Raw genomic sequence first — 26,164 nt, forward strand, 5'->3', positions numbered from 1 at the left:
TGATATCGGGGCACATGTCCGCAAACACAAAGTGCCGCTAAGTAAGTTTTTGATTTACTGAATGTTTCTATCCAAACCCTAAAACGGCAAGTGCTTACAATTTTGAGAATACCGCCAAAAGCAAAGACCACTCAAGGCGGGAAATTTGTGCTAAACTTACAAACAAAACTAAGGACAACGCCGTGTTAACCTTGTTTGGTAACGCAGTTCTAACAATGGATGATCCACCCTCCACAAGTCGGGGGTAGTGATGTTTTCCTCATTGTTGGATTTAGCAAGAGAAGAATCGCCGGAGGCGAAAGGCGCGCTGATGGTCGGCATTGCCGAATTGTTTGTGCGTAACATTGAAGGACGAACATCTCTCGAACAAAATTTGTTCGGCGACGTCACCCTGCTTCTTTACCCCAGTGCAGATACAGAATATCGCCAGCGGCTCTCTAACGATTTGTCCAAGCATGCCCAAGTGCCTAAGAAGCTGGCCATGCACCTCGCTCGAGATGAAATCAAAGTCGCATTGCCGATGCTAGCGGAGAGCCAGGCTCTGACACCTGTCATGCTTGCCGAGCTCGCGGGCACATGCAGCCAATCTCATCTACAAGCACTGGCCAGACGCCCTGACCTTCAAACCGATGCGTCAGACATGCTTGTAAAACGCGGGGATATGGCCGTTTTGAGGCTGCTGGCCGCCAATAAAAAGATCGCCTTGTCCCGGCAAGGTCTCATGTTACTGGCGGGAGCGGCTGAAACAGATGATGTTTTGCTGGAAGACTTGGTCCAGCGCAAGGATCTACCCCCTGCGGTTTGTCAGCGGCTGCTACCGCTTGTGGAAGGTGAAGCCAAGGGCCGCCTAAAAGGCATTATAGAAGGTGCATTGTCTCAGGAGCAGTTAGACCAGATTACCCGTCTGCGCGCATTACGGCGCGACTTTGGGCCTGCGCTCGACAATACCGACATCCGCAAGCTTTGGAATGATGCACAACAAGCCGACATACTGATTGATGATCTCGTGATACTTATGCTCCAGGACAATAGGTTGTCCGATGTGTGTGAACTCATTGCAATCGCAACGCGCAGAGCGGTGAGCGAAACCCGTAAAGCTATCTTTGATGGAAATGCGGAACAGGTGATTGAAATCGCATTAAGTGCAGGGCTTGAATCACAAACCGTAGCCTTGCTTGGCCAAGCGCGATGCAAACACCTAAAAGTACAGACGTCACAGACAAGTTCTTGGACCAAAGGATATGCGGAGCGTCTAGAGGCTCTGCGTGCCAATGCCAACCGTACCCCCGAGTTTGCAGCAAAACGCCGCGGGAAGCATTCAAAAGGTCGCGGTATACGCAATCAACGCGCAAAGCGCACGGCTGTCACCTGAGCTTACCAGCCAAAAACGCCGACAATGCCGTCATAAGAGACGCGGCAGCATAAAACCACAGTCCGGGCAGCGCCGCGGCCTCTGCCAATCCACTGGTTTTTGCCGCAAATAGCACAAGCGCAACGAGCATCACATCCAGCATCGACCATTTACTGACAGTCGAAAGCAGAGCCAGATGCCTAACATGGCCACCACTGAGCGCGGCAATGTGCGTCAGAAATATTTTTGCGGCAGGGAGCGCGAGGGAAAACACGGAAACGACCACCGCAAGCAGGGGTTCATTGCCGGACCAGAGATCCCCTACGATCTGCAGAAGCGATGGCCGATCTTCCAAAAAGTATAGCCGCTCAAAACGCATGAGTGGCAACGTTATGCCGAGCGCAAAGGAAAATGTTGCGAGCGGCAGGAAAAAGGCGATCAGAATGCGCATGAAAGTCGCATACCGCGCCCACGTCGTTTTTACCAGAGCGTACGCAAGGGTTTTGAGAATTTACGGAAATTGACGTTCTACGCTACGCACAGCATAGCTTTACCGCGCCCGCGCACGTCCCGCGATTTCATCTAATTGTTGTTGCTCGGCCTCTTCCTGCGCACTGCGCTCGCGTTGCTGATCCCGCTCTTCTAAAAGCTCAAATTTCTTGAGCTCTTCGATCGCTTCATTCAATTCATCTCGAGCACGCTGCAGCTGTTCATCAAGCTCCAGAGCAGAGTTTTTCAGATTGTCGCGACGCGTGGCTGCAGCCTTGGCGAAAGTCGGATAAGCGAAATGGGTAACGTCTGTGATACCGACGCGTTCTTGCTCGCTGCGGATTTGGTCATCCAACTCATCTGCCATGCGGTTAAACTCGGCGATCATTGCCTCGATTTGCGCTAGCTGACGGCGCTTGTCGTCGACTTGAAACCGCTTCAGGCGGATAAGACTGTCTCGGGTCTTCATTACTCAATACTCCCCTTGCAGCACTAGACTAGCCCGGAGTCATTTCCAAAAGGTTGGCAAGTGCGGAATATCCGTCTTCTAGTGATGTGGCCTCGTCTTTTCTCTGATCGAGAAAGGCCTCTATGGGATCAAACTTGGATATCGCCTCATCGACGATGGGGTCCGATCCTTTCCTGTATGCCCCAAGACGGATAAGCTCTTCCATATCCGTATATGTCGACAACAATCGCCTTGCTTGCCTCAACACTGGCAGGTGCTCTTCGGGAACGCAACGGGGCATCGTTCTAGAAACTGACTTCAACACATTGATCGCCGGATATCGGCCCCGCTCGGCAATAGCGCGTTCCATAACGATGTGACCATCCAGGATTCCGCGCACTGCGTCAGCGACCGGTTCATTGTGGTTGTCACCTTCGACAAGAACAGTGAACAGCCCGGTAATTGAGCCAGTACCTGCCTTTCCTGGTCCGGCACGCTCTAACAGTCTCGGCAATTCGGTAAAAACCGTTGGCGTATAACCTTTGGATGTCGGAGGCTCACCGATAGACAGTCCAATTTCACGCTGCGCCATAGCGAACCGAGTGATTGAATCCATCATGCACAAGACGTTTTTGCCCAGGTCACGAAAGTGCTCAGCGACAGACATTGTTAAATAGGCCGCCTGGCGCCGCATAAGGACGCTTTCGTCAGAGGTTGCCACGACAATGACCGACCGCTCCAATCCGCTCTCTCCCAGGTCATCCTCGATAAATTCCTGAACTTCGCGCCCGCGCTCTCCAATCAAACCGATTACCGCCACATCACATTGCGTATTTCGGGCAAGCATCGACATCAATACTGACTTACCGACGCCTGAGCCTGCAAAGATCCCCATACGCTGCCCCTCGCAGCAGGTCACGAAAGTGTTAAGTGCCCTCACACCAAGATCCAGCGGCGGCCCGACACGTGCCCGCTCGGAGGCAGGAGGCGGAGCGTTTCGCAATTTGCGAGGCACTCCGCCATTTTCGAGATCGCCTTTACCATCAATCGGCTGCCCCATCGCATTTACAACCCTGCCGAGCCAGGACTGTGCCGGATGAATAATGCTGTCGCGCGATTTTATGATGGCTTTACAGCCCATTCGCACGCCCTCAAGCCCTGAAAATGGCATGCATAGCGCACGATCTTCGCGGAAACCCACTACTTCCGCGGGTATTTTCGGGCTGTTTTCGCCACTTTCGATCTCTAGAAGTGAGCCCACGCTCATTTCATGAACGGGACCTGCGACCTCGACCAACAAGCCCTGGACAGCTGCCACCCGGCCGTAAATCTCCTCCGGTAAAATCGAATCAATTTCGGCAAAAAGCGCCTTCACGGTCGATTCCTTTCAGGAGTTAACAGTTTTGGTAACCGATCGTTTACGTCTCTGCTTAATGTTAACAATTGGAATGCTGGCAAGCGAGAGCTTTTCAGGGGTCCAGCGGCCAACATGAAAAGAGTCTGTTAGGAATCCTGTAGAGCGATTTCCTAAAGTGACATCTTAAGTTCTGATAACGCGTATTTTTTTCGCCAATTCAGGAACTTGGGCTTTGTTCACAGATTCGTTTTTACGAGGCTTGCTGCAAGGAATCATATTTTGTTAACCATAAGGCTCTAACTTTGGGTCGGGGTTAATCAGTCCTTTGTAGCAGGCGCCGACACAGCCGTTGCGACTTGCCCAGGAAAGGCAACTAAAGGGGATTGGCATGCGTGTATTGTTGATTGAGGATGATAGCGCCACGGCGCAGAGCATCGAGCTGATGCTGAAGTCCGAAAACTTCAACGTCTACACGACAGATCTTGGCGAGGAAGGTATCGACCTCGGCAAGCTGTACGATTACGACATAATTATGTTGGATTTGAACCTTCCGGACATGTCCGGATACGAGGTTCTTCGGACACTTCGGGTTTCCAAGGTTAAGACGCCTATTCTGATACTCTCAGGCAATGCGGGCATCGAAGACAAAGTGCGCGGCTTGGGCTTTGGCGCTGACGACTACATGACGAAGCCCTTTCATAAGGATGAACTCGTCGCACGCATTCATGCGATCGTCCGCCGGTCGAAAGGCCACGCGCAGTCCGTCATTGTGACGGGCGATCTCAAGGTCAATCTGGATACCAAGACCGTGGAAGTCGGGGGACAGCGCGTTCACCTGACCGGGAAAGAATACCAGATGTTAGAGCTGCTCTCACTTCGGAAGGGAACGACCCTAACGAAAGAAATGTTCCTCAACCACCTTTACGGTGGCATGGACGAGCCAGAGCTCAAAATCATCGACGTTTTCATATGCAAACTGCGTAAAAAACTGGCGGCTGCAACATCTGGCAAGAACTACATCGAAACGGTGTGGGGCCGCGGATATGTGCTTCGAGAGCCGGAAATGGAAGCGGCAGCCTAAGGGAAACGCGGCATCTGCAGCATTCCTAAAAGCCCTTGCTGATGCAGGGGCTTTTTTCGTTTTATCAGTTGTTTGCGAAAGATGGCCGGACACTACTGACCGACCATCTCCCCGCCTCTGTTTTCGTATAGGGCCGTGCACTCAGAGGCTGAGCTGATAGGATTCAGCCACGTACTTAAATCCATCGCCGTCAGTTTCGACAAATCCGACGGCCGGAAACGGCATATGATAGCCAACAAATGGGATTTTTTCGCTCGCAAGCATATTCAGAACGCGGCGCCGTGTTAGAGCTGCTGCTTCTTTATCCATGTCGAAGCGTACTTCCCAGTCTGGATAACCAAGTGACCAGACATAGTGATTCGCAAGATCGGCAGCCAATAACAGCTGCTGCCCACCACTCTCGATCATATAAGTCATGTGCCCCGGCGTGTGTCCGAAGGCCTGCATCGCGGTTATACCCGGTACTACGCTGTCCCCGTCCCCCAAGAAGGTCATGTTGTCAGCGAGCGGAGTGACATTTTTGGCCATCAACTGTGTGACGCCATTAGCTTCCGGGTCCATGCCCGACCAAAAATCAAATTCAGCCTGGCCAGTTACATAACGCGCGTTCGGAAAGGCAGGCGCCCCGCCCTCCATAAGCCCACCAATGTGGTCAGGATGCATATGGGTCAGCACTACAATATCGACTTGGTCCGGAGTGTATCCAGCGCTTTCGAGGGCTGCCCGCATGTTGCCGCGTGCGGGGCGTCCGCCTTCCCCAACTCCTGTATCGAAAAGGACCAGTTCATTCCCGGTATTGATGACAGTCGGTGTAAAGAAAGCTTTGAAATTATCGGCCGGAATAAAGTTGTTTTCCGAGGCTTCACCGAAAGTGTCGGCATCAACGTTCATGCCGAATGTCTTTTGTGGATCACCAACGGGAACTGCGCCATCGAGCAGCGTCGTGAGCTCCATGTCTCCTACACCGTATCTTGAAACAGGCTGAAACAGAGCCCCTTGCTTTTCAGCGGCAGCATGAGCCACGCCTGTCGCCGCAAGACCAGCTGCCGCAGCAGCTCCAGCGGCACCGAACAAGGCCGAGCGGCGCGTCAATTCAATCTTCAGTTCACCCATGAATTAGTCACTCCCGTTTCAACAATTCACTCCGCTAGACGCAGACGTCGAGACATTCTTCTTTCATGCGATCGACAGTACCCGCGTTCATCCCTGCTACTTGGAAGTCCCCGGGCAAAGGACCAGCGAGCCCAACGCAAATCCTGATCAAATTTTCGCCATTTCTTTAGTGGGCTGTTTTATGATCGGTTTTTCAATGAGTTATTCTCATTCCATTCATGCAACGCGAATGTTAGGCTCAACGCAGTCAGAACAATGGGCATTCTTATGCTGCCGTCAACGCGTTGGAGAATTGCAATAATCGCGTTTCTGGCAGCACTTTTGTTGTCTGCCTCTGAGGTTTCGCGATTACCGGATTGGAGCGTGGCCCAGCTTTATCTGTACTGGATAGTCCGCCTCTGCATCGAAGGCATCATGTTCGCGGGGATGCTTGAGTTGTGTATTTTGAATCATTGGCTAGCCAGAAACAGGTGGGCGGCTGTTGTTGCGGCAGCTTTCGCAAGTTTCGTTCCCTTTGCCCTCGCCATAACAGCATTGGACATTGTAATTGGGATTCCCGAGCTTGGGATGAATACCTTCGGCGGGACCGGGCCCGCGGCACATGGTTCCCGCTTATCTGCGTTCCTTTTGGAACTTGGTTATCTCGTCGACAACCATCTGGTTTTGTGCGCGCTTATGGGTCTGCCCCTGCTTTGGAGCTGGGACCTAAATCGCCGTACGCAATTGGAACCCGACTCACCGCAAAGTTTGCGCAGTTCCGCGGAGCCACTCGACAACATTTCAAAACCCATCAATGGATATCTTGCCCGTTTAACCCCTCCAATCACAGTTCCGCTAATTCGCGCAGAAGCTCAAGAACACTACGTAAAATTGGTTACGGCATAAGAATCCAGGATGGTTCTTTCCCGGTTTTCCGACCTTCTTCTTGAGTTGCCGAGAGAAGCTGGCATGCAGGTACACCGCAGCCATTGGATCGCAAATGCCGAAGTTATTCGCTTGATCAAAAACAGAACCAGCTTGAAGGTTGAAATGAGCGATGGGACGACCGTTCCGATCAGCAGGCGTTTCGCTGCCAAGGCTGCAGAGGCTCTTGCGGATAAGCTTTAGATTAGTCCTGTGCAGGCAAAAAAGCGGCTTTCGCCGCTCTTTCATATCGCACTTATTTGAAATCTCAGCGCGCCAAGCCGCCGGCGACCGCAAGGCGTGATGCGGGTGCCGCAGGTTTGGCCTTGTCGGCGACTTTGCGCTGAAACAACCCGCGTTTTCCAGGCACCGGTTTAAAGGCGTCGGTCAGGCCGACCACTGTCTCGGCGGCTCCAAGAACAAGAAACCCGTCTTCGGGAAGTAACTTTGCGAGTCGGCCAAGGATCTCTGATTTTGTTGGCTGATCGAAATAAATCAAGACGTTCCGACAGAAGATTACGTCAAATTCGCCAAGATGCGAAAAGTTTTCCAAGAGATTGAGTTTTTTCCACTCCACCATGGCGCGCAGGCTTGCATTGATCTGCCAAAGGTCGCCTTTCTGCTCGAAGTATTTGAGCAGCACCTGTATAGGCAGACCACGTTGAACTTCAAATTGGCTGTAGAGCCCCGCGCGTGCCTTGTCGAGAACCTCATTGGACAAATCAGTGCCAAGCATCCGGGTACGCCAACCACCCAGTTTGGCTTGAGCTTCCTTAATACAGATCCCCAACGAATAGGGCTCCTGTCCGGTGGACGCAGCTGCGCACCAGATTTTTATAGTCTTTGTGCGGGCCCGCGATTCCAACAATGCAGGAAGCATGGTGTCGTTGAAATGCTCGAAAGGTGTCTTGTCACGGAAGAAAAACGACTCATTCGTCGTCATTGCTTCGACAACGTCCGTTTCAAGCTTTTTGTTCATGCCTTTTTGCAAAGTACCGATCAGATTGCTCAAAGTTTCAAGCTTAGATGTACGGGCGATCGGCAGCAGCCGGCTTTCCACCAAATATTGCTTATCGTTCGACAGCACCAAGCCGGAGCGTTCTTTCAGGAATTTTTTCAAAAATTCAAATTCGGCCGGGGTCATCGGGTATTCCCTTTCAACACGCGCGCCAATTTCGGGCCGATGTCGGCAAGCGGAAGGATATCGCTGCAGAGCCCTGTGGCGGCGGCCGCACCCGGCATACCCCAAACTACGCTCGTTGCTTCATCCTGGGTAATGATACTGCCGCCACCACTCGCGATAGTCCCAATACCGTTGGCACCGTCATGCCCCATGCCGGTTAGGATCACAGCCAGCGAAGCAGAGCCGAAGACCTTTGCGACGCTGTCGAACAGCGGGTCAACGGCCGGTTTGCAGAAATTCACAGGCGGACCGTCGTTTAGCCGGATCTTGACTGCGCCCGCGTCTTTTTCGATCACCATGTGTTTCCCGCCCGGTGCCACATAAATGTGCCCTGGGCGCAAGACTTCGCCGTCTTCGCCTTCTTTTGACGGGCGCAGCGCGGCCTTACCGACGTGTTCAGCCAGAATGGAGGTGAAAGTTGGCGGCATATGTTGTGTGATCAGTACGGGCACATCGTTCATCGCCGTACCAACCTGCTTCATGACTTCCTGAAGCGCTTGCGGCCCGCCTGTAGACGACCCGATTGCCAAAACACGGGGGCGAGCAGACGAATAGGGTTTCGTAGTAAACCGGCCAGCACTTGGAGCGACCGGCGCCGGTGCTCCACGAAATGCATCGCGCGTATTGATCTGCTTAGGATCAGGTGCCCGCGCTGCGGGCGCCGATATACGCCCGGCGCGGGTTTCAGCCCGCATGGTCCGGGCTGGACCTTTCATCCGCCGTGCGCGAGCTCCAAGAGCCTTCACTTTGTCGATAAGCTCACGCCGGAAATCGATCGAAGTTGTGACTTCCGAGGTAGATTCCGGCTTAGGAACATAGTCGGCAGCCCCAAGAGACATCGCTTTAAGGCTTATTTCAGCATTCCGTCGCGTCAACGTCGATGCCATGATGACAACGAGGTCGCGCTTTTTTGCCAGCATGAGCGGTAGAGCCGTCATCCCGTCCATTTCGGGCATTTCAATATCGAGAACAACAACATCCGGGTTGCTTTTCTCAATATCATCGACAGCAAGCTTGCCGTTGCGGTGTGACCCAACGACATCAATCGCCTTGTCCTCACCCAGCCAACGTGTCAGCAACCCGCGAATAACAACCGCGTCATCAACGACCATTACTTTGAGTGGATCGTCCCCAGGGTTGATGCCAGCGGCAACATTTTTTTGCGCAAATGCCATACAGCTTCCACCGCCGAAGTTAGATGAGGCCGACTTCCTGAAACTTTGCTTCAACGATCTCGCGGTCGAAGGGCTTCATAATGTATTCGTTCGCGCCCGCGCGAATGGCACGGGCGATATGGGCGACATCGTTTTCAGTGGTGCAGAACACGACGACCGGCTTTTCCCCGCCCTCTTCCCCACGGAGACTTGTCAAAAACTCAAGGCCATCCATGACCGGCATGTTCCAATCCAAAAGGATCGCATCCGGCATTGTTTTGCGGCATTCATCCAGCGCCTGCTGACCGTCCTCAGCCTCTGTGATCCCGAAATTCATATCCTCGAGAATGCGGCGGGCTACCTTACGGATGACGCTAGAGTCATCGACTACAAGGCACTGTTTCATAGGATTTCACTCCAGTTTCGACCAACCCTCACTGGTCTATCGCGTTTAGTGTTGCAGACTTAGGCTGCAACCATCGGCTCTGTAAACATAGCGCCCAAGAGCCGGGACACATCGAGGATAACCATTAAGCGGCCATCCAAACGGTGAACACCGCCCGAAATCTCTGCCCATCGTTTGTCGAGGTTGGACGGGTTTGGCTCTGCCGAACTTGCCGGCAGCGTCAGAACTTCCCCGACCGTGTCGATTACGAGGCCATAGCTTTCGTGCTTATATTCGATACCGACAGCCATCATTTGGCCTTCCTCAAGCGGAGGAAGATGCAGGCGACGCCGCATATTGATTGCCGTGACAATACGTCCGCGCAGGTTAAGAACACCGGCAACTTCGGGCGCGGATAGCGGAACACGTGTCACGCTCTCGGGAACAAACACGTCGTGAACCTGAGAAATCGGCAATCCGAACAACTGGCCGCCAATCACCACAGTTACGTATTGGATCATGTCACTACCAGCGGTGACTTTGTTTTCCAGCATCGTCATGCTGCAACTCCCATTTCACCGGAGAACACGTCTTTTAGTGCGGCAATGAGGCCTGGACGGTCGAACTTGGCAACATAGTCATCGAACCCGGCCTGGCGTCCCCGTTCAATTGAAGCCGGCGTCACCATGGCGGACAGGGCAAGTATTGGCATGTTACGGAACCTTGGATCTCTCCGCAGCGATTCGCAGAATTCGAAGCCGTTGATTTCCGGCATTTCAATGTCGCTCACCACTGCGTGGAACTTGGCACCGTTTTCAAGCATTTCAAATGCCTGAGATGCGCTGCCACACGTAGTGACGTCATAGCCAGCTGCTTTCAACACCGGTGTCAGCATGTTCCGGAAGAAGGCACTGTCATCCACAAACAACACTTTTTTGGTAAGCGCTTGGATATCCATTTCCTTCCGCATGAACCAGTCCTCAAATGCCTGCGGCAAGTAATAACCGAGGTCGATGATTTCTGTCGCGCGTTCCTTGACAATTGCGGACCCGAGTATACCGGGGCGTTCCGACCCGACTTCGATGTTCATGCGGTCTTCGACAATATCGACAATCTCGTCGACGACCAAACCCATCGAGCGGCCACTATCGGAGAATACCAACATCGGCTGGGTGCCGTCCGTCTTGTGGCGATCGCCCTCGTTAACATAGACCAATGGCATAAGGGCGCCGCGGTACTGAACAAGATCGCGCCCGTTGGAACGCTCAATTTTGTTGACCTCGAATTCCTCAAGGCGCGTGACCAGCGACAGAGGGACGGCTTTTGGTTCCGGTGCTCCCGCGCGGAACAGTAGCAACGAAATCGCATTTTGACCGGTATCCGCTCTGCGGCTTAAGTCTTCGGCTTCCTCTTCCGCTTGTTCGGTCACAGCACTTGATGCGTGGCTTGCCATCGCACTCGCAACACCATTGGGGTCAATGATCATGATCACCGAGCCATCACCAAGGATGGTGTTCCCCGAGAACATTGTGAGGTTCCGGAGCATCGTGGACATGGGTTTGACGACGATTTCCTCAGTATGGAAGACACCGTCGACCACAACACCGAAAGTCTGACTTCCAACCTGCATGACAACGATAAAGCCATTATCCGCATCAAACGCTTCTTCCGCCTTGGCTTCGTCAACAATACCTAGCAAATGAGACATATGAACCAGCGGCAGAAGTTTGTTGCGCAAGCGCAGAACCGGAGTGTCCTTGATGCGCTCAATGCGATGTTCGGAATTGTGCTGGACCCGCACCAACTCGACAACCGACAGCTGCGGGATTGCGAAGCGGTCACCACCAGCCTCAACGATGAGCGTTGAAACAATTGCCAAGGTTAGCGGGATCTTGATGATGAAGCTGGTACCTTTGCCCTGTGTCGAGCGAAGGTCAACCGTTCCACCGATCAGTTCGATATTGTTCCGAACCACGTCCATGCCAACACCGCGGCCAGAGACACTGGTTACTTCAGCTGCGGTTGAGAAGCCTGCGGCAAAGATGAATTTATGAATTTGGGCATCCGACATTTTGTCGAATTCGGCTTCGGTTGCTAAACCACGCTCGAGGACCTTTGCCTTGATCTTTTCAACATCAAGCCCCTTACCGTCATCGCGGACTTCGATAATGATGTGGCCGCCTTCATGATAGGCAGCAAGCGTAATTTTGCCTTTTTCCGGCTTACCAGCAGCGCGGCGGGCTTCTGGTAGCTCTAATCCATGATCTGCGGAGTTTCGAACCATGTGCGTCAGGGGGTCCTTGATCATTTCAAGGACTTGACGATCGAGCTCCGTATCTGCGCCGATCATCTCAAGATCAATCGGCTTGTCGAGATCCTGACTGAGGTCGCGAACGATCCGTGGCAGTTTTTGCCAAGCGTTTCCGATCGGCTGCATCCGGGTCGCCATGACACCTTCCTGCAGCTCGGCCGTGACGTTAGACAGACGTTGCAGCGGAACCTTAAATTCGCTGTCTTCGTGGCGACGAACAATTTCCAGAAGCTGGTTCCGGGTCAGAACCAATTCGGACACCATTGTCATAAGGTGTTCCAATGTATCGACTGCAACCCGGATACTCTGATTGGAGACCGAATTACCGGATGACTTCTTGTCTCCCGCCTCGGCTTTTTGCGACTCTGCAGATGCCGCTGCGGCCGGCTTTCTCTCCACTGTAACTTCAGGCTTAGGCTTCTCTGTAGCCCGTTGCTCCTCAGCAGCAGCCTCTGCGATGGCCTCGTCGGCCGCATCTTCGTCGACCGAAGTCTCTGCGATCTCGACTTCGATCTCTGTTTCACGGAAGGCACGCTCGAGTTCGTCGAGCGAGACCTCGCCCGGGCGTAACGGACGCTCAAGAGATTGGTCTGGAGGTCCGGAGTCGGTTTCCGCAGGTTGAGCCGGGTCCTCAGCTAGCGCAGGCTCTTCTTCAGCCACACCGCCGTTCGCCATGGCAACATCAGCCTTCGCTGACATTTCCTCCAGCTTGCCGATGAGCTCGCTGTCGTCGCCTTGTGGCTCTTCGCCTTCCGCGGCTTCGAGTTCGGCCAAAATGTCTTTGATTTTGTCGATCGAAGACAAAATGATCGATACCGCTTCCTGGGTGACCGGAGCACCCTCACGGAATTTGCCCATCAGGGTTTCCGCCGCGTGCGCAATACCCTCTAGCCGGGGCAGACCGAGGAACCCGCAGGTCCCTTTAATCGTGTGCACAAGACGGAAGATGTTGTCCAGGATGGTGGCGTTGTTTGGTTCCTGTTCGAACTTGACAAGCTCGACATCAACAACGTCGAGACTTTCATTAGTCTCGGTAATAAATTCCCTGAGGAGGTCGTCCATGGCCTGCTCTCACCCGACTGATTACTGGTTCCGCGTCCGAAACGGACGGCTGGACCGGGATGTCCATGGGATTTAGGTTGAGCCTAAACAGTTAAGATACGCTGAAACAACCGAATTGTTTTGTCCGGTATTGCGTCAAACAGGAGAAGCAGTAATTAAAACAGTCTCTTCGTCCTTGTCGATAGCCAGCTTCATATCGGATTCCCGGGCGAGCAAAAGCGTGTATATCGGCTGGACAGAATGAGCGTCGACACGCTCTGGCTCTTCACCTGATAGCGTTTCTTTCATGCCAAGGGGAATACGCGGATTGACGCCAGACGCTTTGACCGTGAAGGACGGCAACTTTGGATCACCTTCCATCTCGACAAGGATCGTCCCGCCCCGCGGGACACATTGGTTTGCGATCAGGATCAGATTGAGCAATAGCTTGACGAAATTTTTTGGCATTAAGTGCCGAGCAAGTTTCCAATCCAGATCGGATTTCTCATTTTCCATGAAGCCTGTCGCAACGACTTGAGCATCGCCCAGATCAATTTCGGCGCCTGCCGAGCCAGCCGCACCAAATGCAAGCCTCGCGAATTGGAGTTTGGCCGACGCCTGGCGCGCGCTTTTCCGAATTAGGTCCATGGCAAATTCGCGCATGTCCTCCGAACCTTCTTCGTCAAGCACTTCAAGCCCGTTGGTAATGGCTCCCACAGGGCTGATGATGTCATGGCAGACACGGCTAGCAACAAGTGCGGCCAGATCTAGGGATGTAATCTCTTTGAGTTCGGACATGACGACCCGCGAATTGTGTTCACATTCAATCGAGATTGATTCGAAATCGATCAATCAAGGGATACACACCACAAATCGAGCTGCCAAGATGAGGCTACCTCATTTAGACGGGATACAACCGGTTTTGGGCGCATTTTCGTCAGCGCGTTCCAGATGCTGCTCGTAATTCGCGAGAAACAGAAACCGGTTTACCACCGAGTGGAAGAAGACGAGGCGATCTTCCACAAGCGCGAAAATGAATGGGTTTCCAGCAGTTGCGTAGCCTTCGCTCAATGCATATCCGCCGCAGCCCGCATAAAGGGGTGCATAAACTTCGGGCGCTTGTTTAAAGGCCGCCAAATTCCCCTGATTGACAAACACCCAATCTGCGCCTCCCCAACTAAACTCGAACTGGCTCATACCTTTACGAGGCTTGTGATCGACAAAATAGGCAACCGGGTCGTGCCCCCCGATCGCATAACCCGCGATCGGGTCGGGCACGAAAATCGTTGGCCGTGCGCCTGCGGTGCTGATGACACCCAGAAGAGCTGTCGTGAACACCAATGGCCATAACCTTGTCCATTTCTTGAAACAGCTTTGCATCATGGCGCGCTTCGTGATTCGATTAGAGTTAAGAGCGATTCGGGCTCGGTCTAGGAACCATAACACCAGTTGCGCAGACAACAGCGGCACTGTCCGCGAATTGATGCCCCATTCCAAGGATGGAATACTTCATGAACCCGTCACATGTCTTCAAACGGACCAGTTGGCTATTCCTGCTAAAAGGCGTAATTCTCTCGCTTGCCGCAGCGCTGTTTCTTCCACATGCAGCCAAGGCACAGGCGGACAGCGAGCGCGTTCCGCCTCCGCAGACTTACGAACAAGATGAGATCCTGCAGACCGGACACCAGTTTTTCGGCTCTGTTAGCGGCGGATTGGCATCCGTGGTGGAGCGGGCGTTCAGCCAGTATGGCAAGCCGAATGGCTATATTCTCGGTGAAGAAGGGTCCGGAGCTTTTGTTGCCGGTGCACGCTATGGAGAAGGTGAGCTTTTTACCCGAAACGCGGGGACTCATAAAGTGTTCTGGCAAGGGCCGTCCGTTGGGTGGGATTTTGGCGCAGATGGCGCGCGCGTAATGATGCTGGTCTACAACCTGCCGCGTGTTGATGACATTTATGAGCGCTACCTTGGCGTCAATGGATCCGCCTATCTTGTCGGTGGTGTCGGCATGACCGTCCTCAAATATTATGACGTTTATGTCGTCCCGGTTCGCGCAGGCGTTGGCGCCCGGCTCGGTGTTAATCTCGGATACCTGAAATTCACCGACCGCCCAACCTGGAACCCGTTTTGACGTAGGGCAAGAACGTCAGTCAAAATCGCATCACAATTAGCGCATCGGCGGGGTTGGACTCATTTAAACCCTCCTTTATTTGTAGAAGGTACTGGCGCGGACCGGAATGGGAGACGCTTTTGATCGAAGCTGCGATGTACGTTGCGCTGGGTTTTCTAGCTGCGAGCCTTCTTGGTTTCGCAGTGGCGCCCGCACTTTACAAACGTGCAGTAAGGCTGACGAAAGAGGCCATGAACGCGGTCAATCCCAGCACATATGCTGAAGTCCAGGCCGCTCAGGATGCCGAAAGAGCTCGAAATGCGATCAGCCTGAACAAGGTTGAGCAAGCCCTACAGGCGCAACGCGAGGAGACCGCCAGCCACAGACTGGAAACGGCCCGCCTGAAATCTGAAATCGTGCGGATGAGAGCCGGGCATGCAATGGAACTGAGTTCTCTGCGCCAAGAACTTGAAGCGGACCTCGCGGAAAAAGCCGGCTCGGCAGCACAGACCTACCGACGCGATCTCAAGAGAACCAAATCAAAACTCGAAAAAACAGAGGAGCTTCTGGAAAAAGCCCACCTTAAGTTGGAAGAGCGAAAACAGGCCGGTCAGCCGGTTCTTTTTCACGGCTCAGAAGGAGATGACAGCCTTGCACCGACTGCCGCAACAATGGAGCTTGCTGCTGTAGCGGCACTTGAATCTGAGGTGGCCCAACTCAAGACCAAGCTGGCTGCCTATGAGGCGGGCAGTGCAGAGACTTCTGTCGTACCTCTGGAGGCAGATGCCGCCGCATTGAAAGATGTGGTCGTGACCTTGGAAAGCGAGCTCATTGAAGCTGAGACAAAATATATCGCGGCCCAGGCTGAGGTTGCCCGGCTTTTGGTGCAGCTGGATACGACAGGGCTCGACCGGACCGCCGCCGCCGCCCAACTACGGACCAATCTGAAGGCTGCCGATGCAGAAGCGTCCAATTTGAAGGCTCAGCTGTCCAACAAAGACCGAATGCTAGGGCGCGCCCGCGCACAAATTGCCCGTTTGCGAAAAGACCTAGAAATGGCACCGGAACTCTCAAGCCTGCGGTCGGACCTTCGCTCACTCACCAAACAATTTAGTAAAAAGCGCGACACCAGCAAACCTCAAGGGGAAACGGGAGCAACAATCAAATCACCTGTTGAAAACGATGTGGCGCCAACCGCTACAACATCGGACAAATCGAACCCGACCAAGAAGAAAAAGCCAACACAGTCTCCCACAAAGACGCACCGGCGTTCGAAAGGGGAAAAGCCGCAGGCAGATACATCACACACTGGAATGCCGAAAGAAAAACTGTCGCCGGCCCGTGCTCTCATGAAGAAAATTGTTGCCTCACAAAAGACGCCAGCGACGTCAGTCCGAGATGACGACAGCAGCAACGGCCTGAAGAAAATCGAAACGTCGCCCACCACCACAAAATCGAAGTCCGCCCGCTCAAAAGACAAAAAAAGAGATGTTGCCTGAGATCCCGTTGCGGATTCGGTATCAGCAGGCCGCGTAGTGAAATGAGTGCCCAATGCTGATTGCTCGACACAATGCTATCCTTGAAATCGCGCGCCAAAACGGCCGGGTAAGCGTAGACGACCTTTCAAGGCGGTTTGATGTGAGTCCCCAAACGATCCGGAAAGACTTGAACGAACTATGTGAACGTCGCCTTCTAGCCCGAACACACGGTGGCGCATTGCTTTCATCAGGCATTGAAAACGTAGGCTACGAAGCGCGCAGGATCATATCTAGCAAAGAAAAAGCAGATATTGGTACAAGCGTTGCAACATTGATTCCGGACAATGCGTCAATGTTCATCAACATCGGCACAACGACTGAAGCGGTCGCTCAGTCATTGCTACAGCACCGTGGATTGATGGTGATCACCAACAACCTTAATGTCGCCAGTCTGGTTCGTGGGTACAGCCAAATTGAGGTTGTGGTTGCCGGCGGTGTTTTACGGCATGCCGACGGCGGGATTGTCGGTGAAGCTGCAGTCGACTTTATGCGCCAATTCAAGGTCGATTTTGCGATTGTCGGCGCTTCCGCAATCGACCCGGATGGCTCTTTGCTGGATTATGACTACCGGGAAGTCCGTGTCACTCAAACAATCATGGAAAATGCCCGTCATGTCATTCTTGCCGCGGACAGTACCAAGTTTGAAAGAACAGCACCGGTGCGCGTTGGCCACCTCTCTCAGGTGACCACCTTCGTCACAGACAACTGCCCATCTGACACCATTAGGCAGATTGCAGCGAATGAAGACGTTACGCTGATTGAAACCGGCGTCGACCGCACAGCGGTGGACCAAGCAGTTTAATTTGGCTGAATAAGTGGCACGCCCAACGGGACTCGAACCCGTGTTTCCGCCGTGAAAGGGCGGCGTCCTAGACCGCTAGACGATGGGCGCGCGGCGCTGAACTCTTTTGTTCAGCTAAGGGCGCTGCATATACGGCGGTGCCCTGAGGAGTTCAAGCCCTACCGAGCGCGCATTGCCTCTTAGCCTGTTGATAACCTGCGGCTTTAGGACAACTCAAATTACTGGCCTAAGCTTGTCCGGGACAGTATTACTCCAGTTTCCGCATCTACACGAGCCAACACTTCCCCACCAAGCGGGCCTGTCACAACGAAGAATAGCACGCCGCTATCCGCACCAAACTGTATCACCTGGCCACCGCGGCCCAGATCGATCTCGGTCGGAAATTCAACAACGCGATCATCGTTCGAGCTATTGATCTTGTAAAAGATTGCTGCGAATACGGCGATGAATCCGATAAACATGATTAGAGACGACCCAAGCAACAGCCGGCGCAATTTCATCTGTATGCGTTGTGTAGCAGGATCAAGCGGCGGGTCTTCGCGTCCTTCATCATTATAATCCGGCTGCGACATGACAAAAATAACTCCTTATGATCCGCATGAATTAGGGGCGGACTTTGCTTACACAGTTTCTGATGAGGACAACGGAAAACGGCTAGATGCCGTTTTGGCTGGCCAGCTGGACACCATGAGCAGAAATCGCGTTCAAACGCTAATCAAGGCTGGCGAGGTGACCGTCGGAAGCCGGAAGATAATTGAGCCCAAGCATAGGGTCAACGAAGGCGACTGTATCGAACTTCAGCTGCCAGAAGCCGAGGATCCCGAGCCACAGGGAGAAAACATTCCGCTGGCGGTCGTCTTTGAAGACGACGAATTGATTGTTATTGATAAACCAGCCGGTTTGGTTGTACATCCAGGTGCCGGTAATTGGACTGGTACGCTTGTGAACGCGCTGATTCATCATTGCGGTAGCAGCTTGTCCGGAATTGGGGGCGTAAAGCGTCCGGGGATCGTCCACCGCATCGACAAAGATACAAGTGGTTTGCTGGTTGTCGCCAAGACAGACCGTGCTCACCAAGGGCTGTCCGCACAGTTTGCAGATCACGGGCGTTCAGGACCACTGGAACGGGCGTATTCGGCACTCGTCTGGGGCGCGCCTTCAAGTTTGAAAGGGACAATCGATGCAAATCTAGCGCGCTCACACGCCAACAGACAAAAAATTACCGTTGTTAAAGCTGCGGGCCGTCATGCAGTCACTCATTGGAAAATTAAGGATCGGTTTGGAAACCCAGAAGACGAACCGCTTGCCAGCCTGATTGAGTGCCGTCTGGAAACCGGGCGTACGCATCAAATCCGTGTGCATATGGCGTATGCGGGTTACCCCCTGATTGGCGACAAAGACTACGGGTCAGGCTTCAAAACTAAAATCAATCGGCTGGAGCAGCCACTTAAAAGCATTGTCAGCCGGTTTAACAGGCAAGCACTGCACGCTGGCCTGCTAGCCTTCGAACACCCGTTGAGCGGCGAGACCATGCGATTTACAAGTCCATATCCTGCTGATTTTTCAGAACTTTTACACGCATTACAAAAATTTTAGAATGTCATTCCAACTTTCGATCATGCAATTGCCTAAATCCATCTTATATTATTCAAGTTGGCGTGCCGCTCAGGACGCCGGACATCAAGCGTTTGCTTCTGAATCTGAAGCCTGTCTGTCGACATCGAAGCAGGTCACATTTGAAACGAGAAGGAACGCTGTTTCGGGAGAAAGGGGGCGCATATCATGGCCCAGAACATACCTATGCTCACAGCCGGGGAAGGCGGATTAAGCCGCTACCTCGACGAAATTCGGAAGTTTCCGATGCTGCAGCCGCAGGAAGAGTATATGCTCGCGAAGCGGTACAAGGAGCACGAGGATCCGGAAGCTGCCGAAAGGCTTGTCAACTCACACCTGCGCCTCGTGGCGAAAATTGCCATGGGCTATCGAGGCTACGGATTGCCGATTTCTGAAGTTGTTTCAGAGGGCAATGTTGGGCTGATGCAAGCAGTCAAGAGATTCGAGCCGGATAAAGGCTTCCGCCTAGCGACCTACGCCATGTGGTGGATCAAAGCCGCAATACAAGAGTACATTTTGCGGTCGTGGTCGCTAGTAAAAATGGGCACCACCGCAAACCAAAAGCGTCTGTTCTTCAATCTGCGACGCCTTAAGGGCAAAATCCAGGCTCTTGACGAAGGCGATCTCAGGCCGGACCAAGTTGCAGAGATCGCGACCCGCCTTGGCGTCAGCGAAGACGAGGTTGTGTCCATGAATCGGCGCTTGGGTGGCGATGCCAGCCTCAATGCACCGGTTCGCGCAGAAGCGGATGCCGGAGAATGGCAGGACTGGCTCGTTGATGAAGGCGACAGCCAGGAAACCATGCTCGCCAACCAGGAAGAACTTGACCATCGCCGGAAGTTGCTAAGCGACGCAATGGATGTTCTTAATGAGCGCGAGCGACGCATCTTTGAGGCCCGCCGCTTATCAGAGGATCCGATGACGCTGGAGGATCTTTCTGGCGAATTTGGCGTCAGCCGGGAGCGTGTTCGGCAAATAGAAGTGCGCGCGTTCGAAAAGGTACAAAAAGCCGTCCGCAACAGCGCAAGAGCACTTGAAGCGCCTGCACACGCATAAGAAATGTAGCGGTTCAAATTACGAGGCGGCCTTCTGGCCGCCTTTTTAATGCCGACCGCCACCCTGTTCCATCTTGCCGTTCAAGCAGGCGAAGCCTAGGATGCAAAAGTGTGAAAGAGGGTCGGAAGAATGCGTTCTGTCGTTAGACGCTTCTTGAACAAACGCGTTCTCGTTGGCCTCACTGGCATTGCCATTCTGGCATTGGCGACATTAATTCGAGCTACAAACCCGGATGTCCTGACAGCTGTGCGCGAATTCACCTTCGACGCATACCAGCGCCTTGAACCGAGAGAGTATGTTCCGCAGCCTGTGCGGATTGTCGACATCGACGAAGTTTCAATTCAAGCACTAGGCCAGTGGCCATGGCCCCGAACCAAGCTGGCGGATCTTACCAATACCTTGGCGGATTTCGGCGCCGCAGTCATCGCATACGATATCGTCTTTAGCGAACCGGACCGAACATCTCCCGCGAACATATCGGACTCTCTTCGTGGAACGATGGGCGATCAATTGGCAGATGCTCTGGCAGAGCTGCCAGATCACGACGTAGCTTTTGCTGACACGCTAAAAAATGCACCTGTTGTCCTCGGTTTTGCTCTGCTGCCAGAGAAAAGCGAAGTACGCCCTCCCCTCAAAGCCGGGTTTGCATTCGGAGGTCAGGATCCAGCAGAGTTCCTGGCCGCGTTTCAATCTGCCCTTACGAACCTTCCCGACCTTGATAGGGCGGCCAGCGGTATTGGGGGCTTATCTTTGGCCAGAAGCGATACTGGCGGCATTGTCAGGCGGGTACCACTGGTGTTCTCCGACGGAACCCAGCTCTATCCAAGCCTTGCCTCGGAGGCTTTGCGTGTAGCTCAAGGAGCCAGCGGATTGTTGGTGAGATCGACCGAGGCCAGTGGCGAGGTCTCTGGCCACACTCATGCTGTTACCGACATCAAAATCGGAGCCTTTCCAGTTCCAACGACACGCCGGGGTGAACTGTGGGTTCACTTCAGTCATGACCGGCCGGACCGCTACATTTCCGCCGCTGATGTTCTAGACCCGGCTCTTCACACAAACATCGCTCCACTTGTGGATGGGCACATCGTATTTGTGGGGTCATCTGCAACCGGACTACAAGACATCCGGGCCACACCACTGGGCGAAGCCGTGCCCGGGGTATCAATCCATGCCCAGGCTATCGAGCAAATCCTGTCCGGAAACTTCATCACACGCCCGGACTGGGCCGATGGCGCTGAGGTCTTGGCAACCCTTACTGCAGGCATTTTGATGATCCTTGCCTTGCCGGTTTTCGGCGGAATCGGAACAGCCCTGCTGGGCGCCGCTGTCGCCGCAATTCTTGTTGGCGGTTCGGTTTTCGCCTTCTATCGCTATGGGTTGCTGATCGACCCAATCTATCCGAGCCTGGCATCGTTTTTCGTATTCGCAGCCTCCACAGCTTTGGTCTATTTTTTCACTGAACGCGAAAAGCGGTTCGTGCGCCAGGCATTTGGGCAATACTTGTCGCCGCATCTGGTGGCACAGCTTGAACGGTCTCCCGAACAGTTGAGCCTCGGAGGGGAGATGCGCGACATGACCATTTTATTCATGGATATCAGAGGCTTCACACCAATTTCCGAACAGTTGACTCCAACAGAGTTGGTCAGCTTTTTGAACACCCTCCTGTCACCTCTTTCAGACGCTATTCAGGAGGAGGATGGCACAATCGACAAATATATTGGCGATAGCATCATGGCATTCTGGAACGCTCCGCTGACAATCGAGCGCCATGCCGAGCACGCCTGCCGAGCGGGGCTTCGCATGCTGGAGGTTGTTGATGCATTGAATAAACATGACGCTTTTGGCTTTCAAAGGCGTAAAATGAAAACACAGAAAGTCCAAATCGGCATCGGGCTCAATTCCGGGGGGGCCTGTGTCGGCAATATGGGCTCCGACAAGAGGTTCAACTATTCAGTTATTGGCGATGCGGTCAATGTTGCCTCACGAATTGAATCCAGCTGTAAGGCTGTGGGAGCAGACCTTCTGGTGTCAGAGGACACCCGGATTGCCGCACCTGATTTTGCTTACTTGGAAGCCGGCGAAATTGCGCTCAAAGGCAAATCCAGACCGGTTAAATTGTTTGTCCTGGCCGGTGACGAGACCCACGCGAATTCGCCCGTATTTGTAGAGCTGCAAAATCATCATAGCAAGTTGGTGGCCGCAATTGAAGACGCTGATCTGATTGAAGCAGCCACCCACTTGGCTTCTTGCCGCAGCAGCGCGCCAAAAAAGCTTGCCGCGTTCTACAGTCGTTTTGAAGAACGTTTGAACGCGCTCAGAAGTGAAGCGCAAAACGCGGTAACTCGCGCGTAACAATGCCGCTCGAAGCGGCATTGTCTCTTCAATGACAGCCTTAACGTATTTCGGCAGCGTATGTTTCGACCGGAACCACTTCGTCGATAAGATCGTTCGCGTGCATAAATTCGGCAAAGCGCTGGTACCGGCCCTCATCAAGCGCTGCAGGGCGCTTTGCAAAACGCGGCAGCGTATCGACCCAAGCGCGGCTGTTGAGCTCATCGTTCAAATTTGGGTAAGCCTCGACAAAGGCGTTCCAGGCCTTTTCAGGATGATTTGTTAGATAAACTGTCGCCGCTTCGATTGCCGCCAGGAACTTAGAAAAGCGCGGATCAGCAGTCTTGTCCTGATGCACCACGTAGATGAGTTCATCAAAGATCGGTACGCCGTTTTCTTCGGGGAAGAAAGCTTTACCCGTCTTCCCTTCGATCTCGATTTGGGTGAGCTCGAAATTCCGGTAAGCCCCAATAACAGCGTCGACTTGCCCTGACATAAGTGAAGGTGAAAGTGCAAAGTTGACATTGATCAATTCAACATCGTTGACGGTCAGGCCGACTGACTTCAGCATTTGCCCAAGCATGGCATCTTCGAAACCCGAGACCGAATAGCCAATCTTCTTGCCTTTCAGATCCTCCAATTTTTGGATCGGGCCGTCCTCTAGAACAATCAACGAATTTAACGGAGTTTCCACCAAAGTTCCGATCCATGCGACCGGTAAGCCTTCGTTGATCTGCGCATGCAAGGTCGGTTGATACGATACGGCAATATCACCTTGTCCAGCGGCAACGAGCTTGGGCGGCATCGCCGGATCGGCCGGCTCGATCAACTCGACCTCGAGACCTTCCGCTTCAAAAAAACCATTGCTTTTGGCGATAACTAGGGGTGCATGATCTGGGTTGGTGAACCAATCCAACAGAACTGTCAGCTTCTCAGCGGCTTGGACCGATGTTGAAACTCCAACAGCCAAAAGGCCCGCGGCCACGACGCTCAAAAAGCGTTTTTTCATCAAATCCTCCTTGGGGAATTGAGCAGGCTCAGTCTTCAACCTGCCATGGAACAAGAAAACGAGTGAGGTGATCGACGACAAAGCGCAGAAGCAGCACCATGATCGCCAACAGGATCAGCGCAGCGAACATCACATCAGTCTGCATCCGGGCGTTGCTTTGCAGCATGATGAATGCCAAGCCACCCTTTGCCCCCACCCATTCTCCGACGATTGCGCCAATCGGCGCAAAAACCGCTGCGATGCGAATGCCTGATGCAAGTGCAGGAAGACCGGCTGGAATGCGGAAGTAATAAAGTTCTTTCCAGCGCGACAGGCGGTACAGGCGGGCAAGGTCGGCCAAACCTTCATCTGCACGCCGCAAACCATCAAAAAAGGTAGACGTGACAGCAAAGAAAATAACCAGAACAGCCATGACGACTTTGGAAGCGAGCCCAAAACCCAGCCAGAGAACAAGAATGGGGGCAATTGCAAAGACCGGGAGTGACTGGGTTACCAAAATCACAGGCATCAAACCCTGCCGCACCATTGGATAAAGCCACATGGTAACCGCCAAAAGCGAGCCTGCGAGCACTCCAAGAACAAAGCCGAGCAGCGTCTCCGAGGCCGTAATCGACGCGTGATAAAGCAGAAAACCGGCCTGTTTCTGAAAGGCTTCGGCTACCCGTATTGGTCCGGGAAGCATAAAAGGCGGAAGGTTAAAGAATCGGACGAGCGCTTCCCACGAGACCAAGGCAATGGCTATGCCAGCTGTCAGTTTGCCAGCTCGTTTGACAATCTCTAACAAAGCCGAAATCCATAGCGGCGATGCTGTAGCAGCACTGCTATGCGATGTTTCGCTCGTATCAGACACAATGGATCTCCCCGGCAGGCCACCTACCGATGGCCGCATTCGCACATGGAGATCCGGGAAAGGCTAAGGATTCCGTCCCTTCGCCGGCATGACCCGGATCAGGTTCTAAGGGTTCGGCTAGGCCATCTCAGTTCCAAAACGGAACACCCCTCGGACCGCCGCAGACAATGCCCCGGCGAAGCAGATTAAGCAAGGAAAACATTAGGGCACGAAACTTGCGGGTCTTCAGAACGCCTATCCGGCTTGCCAGGCAGCAACAGCCTGATCGACCACCTGTTTTCCGCTGTCCCCTTTTTCGATCGTGAGGATTCCGCGCTTTCCGGTATCGAACAGCATGGGGATATCGATCCAGCCCCGATCACTCAGCAACCCCATATTGCGTTCCCGTTCGCTGGAGAGGCTAGACAAAGCAATCCAAAAGTAGCCTGGCGAGACTTTAACGGACGCCCCTAGGAGAGCATCTCCCCGAGCCTCTTCCGTTGGCTTCATGACCAGACCCGGAACGTTCACGACATCGCCAGAGGAGAATTCCTCCGGAAACTCGTATTTAATTTCAACAAGATGGCTTGCAGGCAAAGAACTGTCGTCGTTCGGCTTTATCCGGATGTTTGCAGAAAGACTTCTCTCTGGGATGCTTACGGCAGCGCTCAGCACCTGCTGTTCCCGTCCTTGAACGTCGGTTTCCTTTTCGAGTGACCACACCACGTTGCCGTTGGACGCTGTTCCAGAACCGTTGGCTTCCTCGCCCTCCTCATAGAGAATGGCTCTCTGCGTACCAATGATGGCAGGCGTGTCTGTCGCCCCAGACAAGTCATCGGGGTTGCCCGGAAGCGCGGCGACATCTGTTTCGGGTTGTTGCGGCACCCGATCTTCTTCGGCGGAAACTGCCGGCGTTTCTGAAGGAGCCTCGATTTGCTCCGCACCAGGACTTGATTGCCCGGTTAAGGTTTCAATGTCTTGTGGAGTGATAAGGGTCGTCGTGACGCTGCGGGCATCAGGGGCTGCAGCCGGCTCACCATCTGCGTCGAGCAAGCGGTCGTTGTTCTTCGCCGAACCGTTTACTGTCTCTGGTTGCGATACGTCCACCTGCTCTGGTTCAGCAGGCGCACTTTCCCCGGGTGTGACCGAAGCGACTTCATTCTCGCTCCCGGCGAACAATCCCGCAATCATGTCGCGTTGGGAATAAACAACACCGATGATGCTAAATCCAATCAGCACAAGAACGGCCATCAGCAACATGGACGTTGCTGACCGGCCGCCACCACCGGTCAGAGCGTCCGAAGCAGATTTAGCTCCTCTGGACGAATAACGTTTTCGTTTTGAAGTTGCGCCGTTCCCTGCTGCCGGAGCAGCCAAGGTCGGTTCGTCGTAGGACTGATCGTGCTTTTCGAAAGCTTGGTCTGTTTCGTCAAATTCGGAATATACGGAGCCGACGACCGGCTCCTGTCTTTCGCTAGGCCCAATATCTACAGGCTGTTCTTCGAAATCCTGTTTGCTGGAAACAACCGCTTGATGCGAGGCTTGTCCGAGCTTTTCGGCCTTCTCTACCGTCTCCTTAAGGGGCGATGGCGTGCTTGTTTCACTGGTTGGCAGTGGGTTGACTGCAGGCGGTGCAACAGTAGGCTCCCCCCCCTCAGCCGGCTTTTCATCTGACTTTTTAGCAGTTGTGTCTGCCGTTTCCGGTGTCACGGCCGGATTGGAAGATGCTATTTCAGTGGTTTGCGAAGCTTGTTGACCGTTCGCAGTAGCAGGGGCAGTTGCTTTAGCTACGGGGTCTAGCCCCAAAGCGGCGCGCGCGGCCTCAGCCTCAACCTTACGGATTGCTTCTTCAAGACGGAGCTGCTCAGCAGTTATCTCACTCGGAGAGAGCGGTGGTTCATATGCTTTCAGCTGATTTACAATTGCAGTCCGCGCACGGCTGTAAACACCTCGGCGCGCCGCTCCGTTGTTTTCCGGAAGCGCTGTAATTGTCTTCTTCAAAATCGAATAGTAATCAGCCATCGTCCTGTCCGTCGGCTGTTTGCCGAAAGTGTTGCCACC

Annotated in this window: 25 protein-coding genes, 1 tRNA gene and 1 riboswitch; of the genes, 10 read left to right on the forward strand and 16 right to left on the reverse strand. The window is 53.5% G+C overall.

Annotated features, from left to right (window positions below):
* Positions 1 to 250: 250 nt before the first annotated feature.
* Positions 251 to 1,372 (forward strand): DUF2336 domain-containing protein, encoded by a 1,122-nt coding sequence (locus JM93_RS17145; protein ID WP_145345945.1) that lies wholly within the window; start codon positions 251 to 253, stop codon positions 1,370 to 1,372.
* Here JM93_RS17145 and JM93_RS17150 read toward each other — a convergent pair.
* From JM93_RS17150 to fliI, 3 genes are all read right to left on the reverse strand, one after another.
* Complete coding sequence (locus JM93_RS17150) at positions 1,365 to 1,802, reverse strand: paraquat-inducible protein A (protein ID WP_145345947.1); 438 nt, start codon at positions 1,800 to 1,802, stop codon at positions 1,365 to 1,367. The genes JM93_RS17145 and JM93_RS17150 overlap by 8 nt on opposite strands.
* Before the next feature lie 99 nt (positions 1,803 to 1,901).
* Entirely contained in the window at positions 1,902 to 2,309 is a 408-nt protein-coding gene (gene fliJ, locus JM93_RS17155) for a flagellar export protein FliJ (RefSeq protein ID WP_145345950.1), read from the reverse strand.
* 28 nt (positions 2,310 to 2,337) lie between these two features.
* Entirely contained in the window at positions 2,338 to 3,663 is a 1,326-nt protein-coding gene (fliI, locus tag JM93_RS17160; RefSeq protein ID WP_145345952.1) for a flagellar protein export ATPase FliI, read from the reverse strand.
* Between the two features lie 370 nt (positions 3,664 to 4,033).
* Between fliI and ctrA the strand changes: the two genes are divergently transcribed.
* Positions 4,034 to 4,726, forward strand: coding sequence for a response regulator transcription factor CtrA (gene ctrA, locus JM93_RS17165; RefSeq protein ID WP_145345954.1), 693 nt, complete (start codon positions 4,034 to 4,036; stop codon positions 4,724 to 4,726).
* Positions 4,727 to 4,867: 141 nt separating this feature from the next.
* Here ctrA and JM93_RS17170 read toward each other — a convergent pair whose 3' ends face one another.
* Positions 4,868 to 5,839, reverse strand: a complete 972-nt coding sequence (locus JM93_RS17170) for an MBL fold metallo-hydrolase (RefSeq protein ID WP_145345956.1) — start codon at positions 5,837 to 5,839, stop codon at positions 4,868 to 4,870.
* 363 nt (positions 5,840 to 6,202) lie between these two features.
* Between JM93_RS17170 and JM93_RS17175 the strand changes: the two genes are divergently transcribed.
* Both JM93_RS17175 and JM93_RS17180 read left to right on the forward strand, forming a co-directional pair.
* Positions 6,203 to 6,724: a hypothetical protein gene (locus tag JM93_RS17175; RefSeq protein WP_145345958.1), complete on the forward strand. Its 522-nt coding sequence runs from the start codon at positions 6,203 to 6,205 to the stop codon at positions 6,722 to 6,724.
* A gap of 9 nt (positions 6,725 to 6,733) precedes the next feature.
* Positions 6,734 to 6,946 (forward strand): LytTR family DNA-binding domain-containing protein, encoded by a 213-nt coding sequence (locus tag JM93_RS17180; RefSeq protein ID WP_145345960.1) that lies wholly within the window; start codon positions 6,734 to 6,736, stop codon positions 6,944 to 6,946.
* A 64-nt stretch (positions 6,947 to 7,010) separates the two neighbouring features.
* Here the strand turns inward: JM93_RS17180 and JM93_RS17185 are convergent, their stop codons facing one another.
* The 7 genes from JM93_RS17185 to JM93_RS17215 all read right to left on the reverse strand — a co-directional run bounded on the left by JM93_RS17185 (position 7,011) and on the right by JM93_RS17215 (position 14,199).
* Positions 7,011 to 7,886 carry a CheR family methyltransferase gene (locus JM93_RS17185; protein WP_145345962.1) on the reverse strand — a complete coding sequence of 292 codons (876 nt, stop codon included), beginning with the start codon at positions 7,884 to 7,886 and terminating at the stop codon, positions 7,011 to 7,013.
* Positions 7,883 to 9,100, reverse strand: coding sequence for a protein-glutamate methylesterase/protein-glutamine glutaminase (locus tag JM93_RS17190; RefSeq protein ID WP_145345964.1), 1,218 nt, complete (start codon positions 9,098 to 9,100; stop codon positions 7,883 to 7,885). Before JM93_RS17190 ends, JM93_RS17185 begins: the two co-directional genes overlap by 4 nt.
* Before the next feature lie 19 nt (positions 9,101 to 9,119).
* Positions 9,120 to 9,485, reverse strand: a complete 366-nt coding sequence (locus JM93_RS17195; RefSeq protein ID WP_145345966.1) for a response regulator — start codon at positions 9,483 to 9,485, stop codon at positions 9,120 to 9,122.
* Between the two features lie 59 nt (positions 9,486 to 9,544).
* Entirely contained in the window at positions 9,545 to 10,018 is a 474-nt protein-coding gene (locus JM93_RS17200; protein ID WP_208995286.1) for a chemotaxis protein CheW, read from the reverse strand.
* Positions 10,019 to 10,020: 2 nt separating this feature from the next.
* Positions 10,021 to 12,837, reverse strand: coding sequence for a hybrid sensor histidine kinase/response regulator (locus JM93_RS17205; RefSeq protein WP_145345970.1), 2,817 nt, complete (start codon positions 12,835 to 12,837; stop codon positions 10,021 to 10,023).
* A 135-nt stretch (positions 12,838 to 12,972) separates the two neighbouring features.
* Complete coding sequence (gene chpT, locus JM93_RS17210; RefSeq protein ID WP_145345972.1) at positions 12,973 to 13,614, reverse strand: histidine phosphotransferase ChpT; 642 nt, start codon at positions 13,612 to 13,614, stop codon at positions 12,973 to 12,975.
* 99 nt (positions 13,615 to 13,713) lie between these two features.
* Positions 13,714 to 14,199, reverse strand: coding sequence for a YHS domain-containing (seleno)protein (locus JM93_RS17215; protein ID WP_208995266.1), 486 nt, complete (start codon positions 14,197 to 14,199; stop codon positions 13,714 to 13,716).
* Between the two features lie 128 nt (positions 14,200 to 14,327).
* Between JM93_RS17215 and JM93_RS17220 the strand changes: the two genes are divergently transcribed.
* The 3 genes from JM93_RS17220 (at position 14,328) to JM93_RS17230 (ending at position 17,264) form a co-directional block, all read left to right on the forward strand.
* The gene (locus JM93_RS17220; protein WP_145345974.1) at positions 14,328 to 14,945 is read left to right on the forward strand and encodes a DUF1134 domain-containing protein; all 618 of its coding nucleotides are present in this window, start codon (positions 14,328 to 14,330) and stop codon (positions 14,943 to 14,945) included.
* 119 nt (positions 14,946 to 15,064) lie between these two features.
* Complete coding sequence (locus tag JM93_RS17225) at positions 15,065 to 16,423, forward strand: hypothetical protein (protein ID WP_145345976.1); 1,359 nt, start codon at positions 15,065 to 15,067, stop codon at positions 16,421 to 16,423.
* Between the two features lie 52 nt (positions 16,424 to 16,475).
* Entirely contained in the window at positions 16,476 to 17,264 is a 789-nt protein-coding gene (locus JM93_RS17230) for a DeoR/GlpR family DNA-binding transcription regulator (protein WP_145345978.1), read from the forward strand.
* Positions 17,265 to 17,278: 14 nt separating this feature from the next.
* On the opposite strand, the gene JM93_RS17235 is transcribed toward JM93_RS17230, so the two are convergent.
* Both JM93_RS17235 and JM93_RS17240 read right to left on the reverse strand, forming a co-directional pair.
* Positions 17,279 to 17,354: transfer RNA gene (locus JM93_RS17235), tRNA-Glu, on the reverse strand.
* Between the two features lie 128 nt (positions 17,355 to 17,482).
* Entirely contained in the window at positions 17,483 to 17,836 is a 354-nt protein-coding gene (locus JM93_RS17240; protein WP_145345980.1) for a hypothetical protein, read from the reverse strand.
* Between JM93_RS17240 and JM93_RS17245 the strand changes: the two genes are divergently transcribed.
* The 3 genes from JM93_RS17245 (at position 17,835) to JM93_RS17255 (ending at position 22,286) form a co-directional block, all read left to right on the forward strand.
* Positions 17,835 to 18,860 carry an RluA family pseudouridine synthase gene (locus JM93_RS17245; RefSeq protein WP_145345982.1) on the forward strand — a complete coding sequence of 342 codons (1,026 nt, stop codon included), beginning with the start codon at positions 17,835 to 17,837 and terminating at the stop codon, positions 18,858 to 18,860. The genes JM93_RS17240 and JM93_RS17245 overlap by 2 nt on opposite strands.
* 186 nt (positions 18,861 to 19,046) lie before the next feature.
* Positions 19,047 to 19,934, forward strand: a complete 888-nt coding sequence (gene rpoH / locus JM93_RS17250; RefSeq protein WP_145345985.1) for an RNA polymerase sigma factor RpoH — start codon at positions 19,047 to 19,049, stop codon at positions 19,932 to 19,934.
* 129 nt (positions 19,935 to 20,063) lie between these two features.
* Positions 20,064 to 22,286, forward strand: coding sequence for a CHASE2 domain-containing protein (locus JM93_RS17255; protein ID WP_145345987.1), 2,223 nt, complete (start codon positions 20,064 to 20,066; stop codon positions 22,284 to 22,286).
* Between the two features lie 40 nt (positions 22,287 to 22,326).
* On the opposite strand, the gene JM93_RS17260 is transcribed toward JM93_RS17255, so the two are convergent.
* From JM93_RS17260 to JM93_RS17270, 3 genes are all read right to left on the reverse strand, one after another.
* On the reverse strand, positions 22,327 to 23,274 hold the full coding sequence (locus JM93_RS17260; protein WP_145345988.1) for an ABC transporter substrate-binding protein: 948 nt from the start codon (positions 23,272 to 23,274) through the stop codon (positions 22,327 to 22,329).
* Between the two features lie 28 nt (positions 23,275 to 23,302).
* Complete coding sequence (locus tag JM93_RS17265; protein WP_145346272.1) at positions 23,303 to 23,956, reverse strand: ABC transporter permease; 654 nt, start codon at positions 23,954 to 23,956, stop codon at positions 23,303 to 23,305.
* 226 nt (positions 23,957 to 24,182) lie between these two features.
* A riboswitch (TPP riboswitch) is annotated at positions 24,183 to 24,285 on the reverse strand.
* Between the two features lie 73 nt (positions 24,286 to 24,358).
* Positions 24,359 to 26,125 (reverse strand): hypothetical protein, encoded by a 1,767-nt coding sequence (locus JM93_RS17270; protein WP_145345990.1) that lies wholly within the window; start codon positions 26,123 to 26,125, stop codon positions 24,359 to 24,361.
* Positions 26,126 to 26,164 lie beyond the last annotated feature (39 nt).

Origin of the sequence: Roseibium hamelinense (assembly GCF_007830545.1) — a bacterium.
Lineage (GTDB): Bacteria > Pseudomonadota > Alphaproteobacteria > Rhizobiales > Stappiaceae > Roseibium > Roseibium hamelinense.

What these genes read in the sequence shown, in the direction of transcription:
- JM93_RS17145 (WP_145345945.1), top strand. Translation starts at nt 251, where the DNA reads ATGTTTTCCTCATTGTTGGATTTAGCAAGAGAAGAATCGCCGGAGGCG.
- JM93_RS17150 (WP_145345947.1), bottom strand. Translation starts at nt 1,802, where the DNA reads ATGCGCATTCTGATCGCCTTTTTCCTGCCGCTCGCAACATTTTCCTTT.
- fliJ (WP_145345950.1), bottom strand. Translation starts at nt 2,309, where the DNA reads ATGAAGACCCGAGACAGTCTTATCCGCCTGAAGCGGTTTCAAGTCGAC.
- ctrA (WP_145345954.1), top strand. Translation starts at nt 4,034, where the DNA reads ATGCGTGTATTGTTGATTGAGGATGATAGCGCCACGGCGCAGAGCATC.
- JM93_RS17170 (WP_145345956.1), bottom strand. Translation starts at nt 5,839, where the DNA reads ATGGGTGAACTGAAGATTGAATTGACGCGCCGCTCGGCCTTGTTCGGT.
- JM93_RS17180 (WP_145345960.1), top strand. Translation starts at nt 6,734, where the DNA reads ATGGTTCTTTCCCGGTTTTCCGACCTTCTTCTTGAGTTGCCGAGAGAA.
- JM93_RS17185 (WP_145345962.1), bottom strand. Translation starts at nt 7,886, where the DNA reads ATGACCCCGGCCGAATTTGAATTTTTGAAAAAATTCCTGAAAGAACGC.
- JM93_RS17190 (WP_145345964.1), bottom strand. Translation starts at nt 9,100, where the DNA reads ATGGCATTTGCGCAAAAAAATGTTGCCGCTGGCATCAACCCTGGGGAC.
- JM93_RS17195 (WP_145345966.1), bottom strand. Translation starts at nt 9,485, where the DNA reads ATGAAACAGTGCCTTGTAGTCGATGACTCTAGCGTCATCCGTAAGGTA.
- JM93_RS17200 (WP_208995286.1), bottom strand. Translation starts at nt 10,018, where the DNA reads ATGCTGGAAAACAAAGTCACCGCTGGTAGTGACATGATCCAATACGTA.
- JM93_RS17205 (WP_145345970.1), bottom strand. Translation starts at nt 12,837, where the DNA reads ATGGACGACCTCCTCAGGGAATTTATTACCGAGACTAATGAAAGTCTC.
- chpT (WP_145345972.1), bottom strand. Translation starts at nt 13,614, where the DNA reads ATGTCCGAACTCAAAGAGATTACATCCCTAGATCTGGCCGCACTTGTT.
- JM93_RS17215 (WP_208995266.1), bottom strand. Translation starts at nt 14,199, where the DNA reads ATGATGCAAAGCTGTTTCAAGAAATGGACAAGGTTATGGCCATTGGTG.
- JM93_RS17220 (WP_145345974.1), top strand. Translation starts at nt 14,328, where the DNA reads ATGAACCCGTCACATGTCTTCAAACGGACCAGTTGGCTATTCCTGCTA.
- JM93_RS17230 (WP_145345978.1), top strand. Translation starts at nt 16,476, where the DNA reads ATGCTGATTGCTCGACACAATGCTATCCTTGAAATCGCGCGCCAAAAC.
- JM93_RS17245 (WP_145345982.1), top strand. Translation starts at nt 17,835, where the DNA reads ATGACAAAAATAACTCCTTATGATCCGCATGAATTAGGGGCGGACTTT.
- JM93_RS17240 (WP_145345980.1), bottom strand. Translation starts at nt 17,836, where the DNA reads ATGTCGCAGCCGGATTATAATGATGAAGGACGCGAAGACCCGCCGCTT.
- rpoH (WP_145345985.1), top strand. Translation starts at nt 19,047, where the DNA reads ATGGCCCAGAACATACCTATGCTCACAGCCGGGGAAGGCGGATTAAGC.
- JM93_RS17255 (WP_145345987.1), top strand. Translation starts at nt 20,064, where the DNA reads ATGCGTTCTGTCGTTAGACGCTTCTTGAACAAACGCGTTCTCGTTGGC.
- JM93_RS17260 (WP_145345988.1), bottom strand. Translation starts at nt 23,274, where the DNA reads ATGAAAAAACGCTTTTTGAGCGTCGTGGCCGCGGGCCTTTTGGCTGTT.
- JM93_RS17265 (WP_145346272.1), bottom strand. Translation starts at nt 23,956, where the DNA reads ATGCTTCCCGGACCAATACGGGTAGCCGAAGCCTTTCAGAAACAGGCC.
- JM93_RS17270 (WP_145345990.1), bottom strand. Translation starts at nt 26,125, where the DNA reads ATGGCTGATTACTATTCGATTTTGAAGAAGACAATTACAGCGCTTCCG.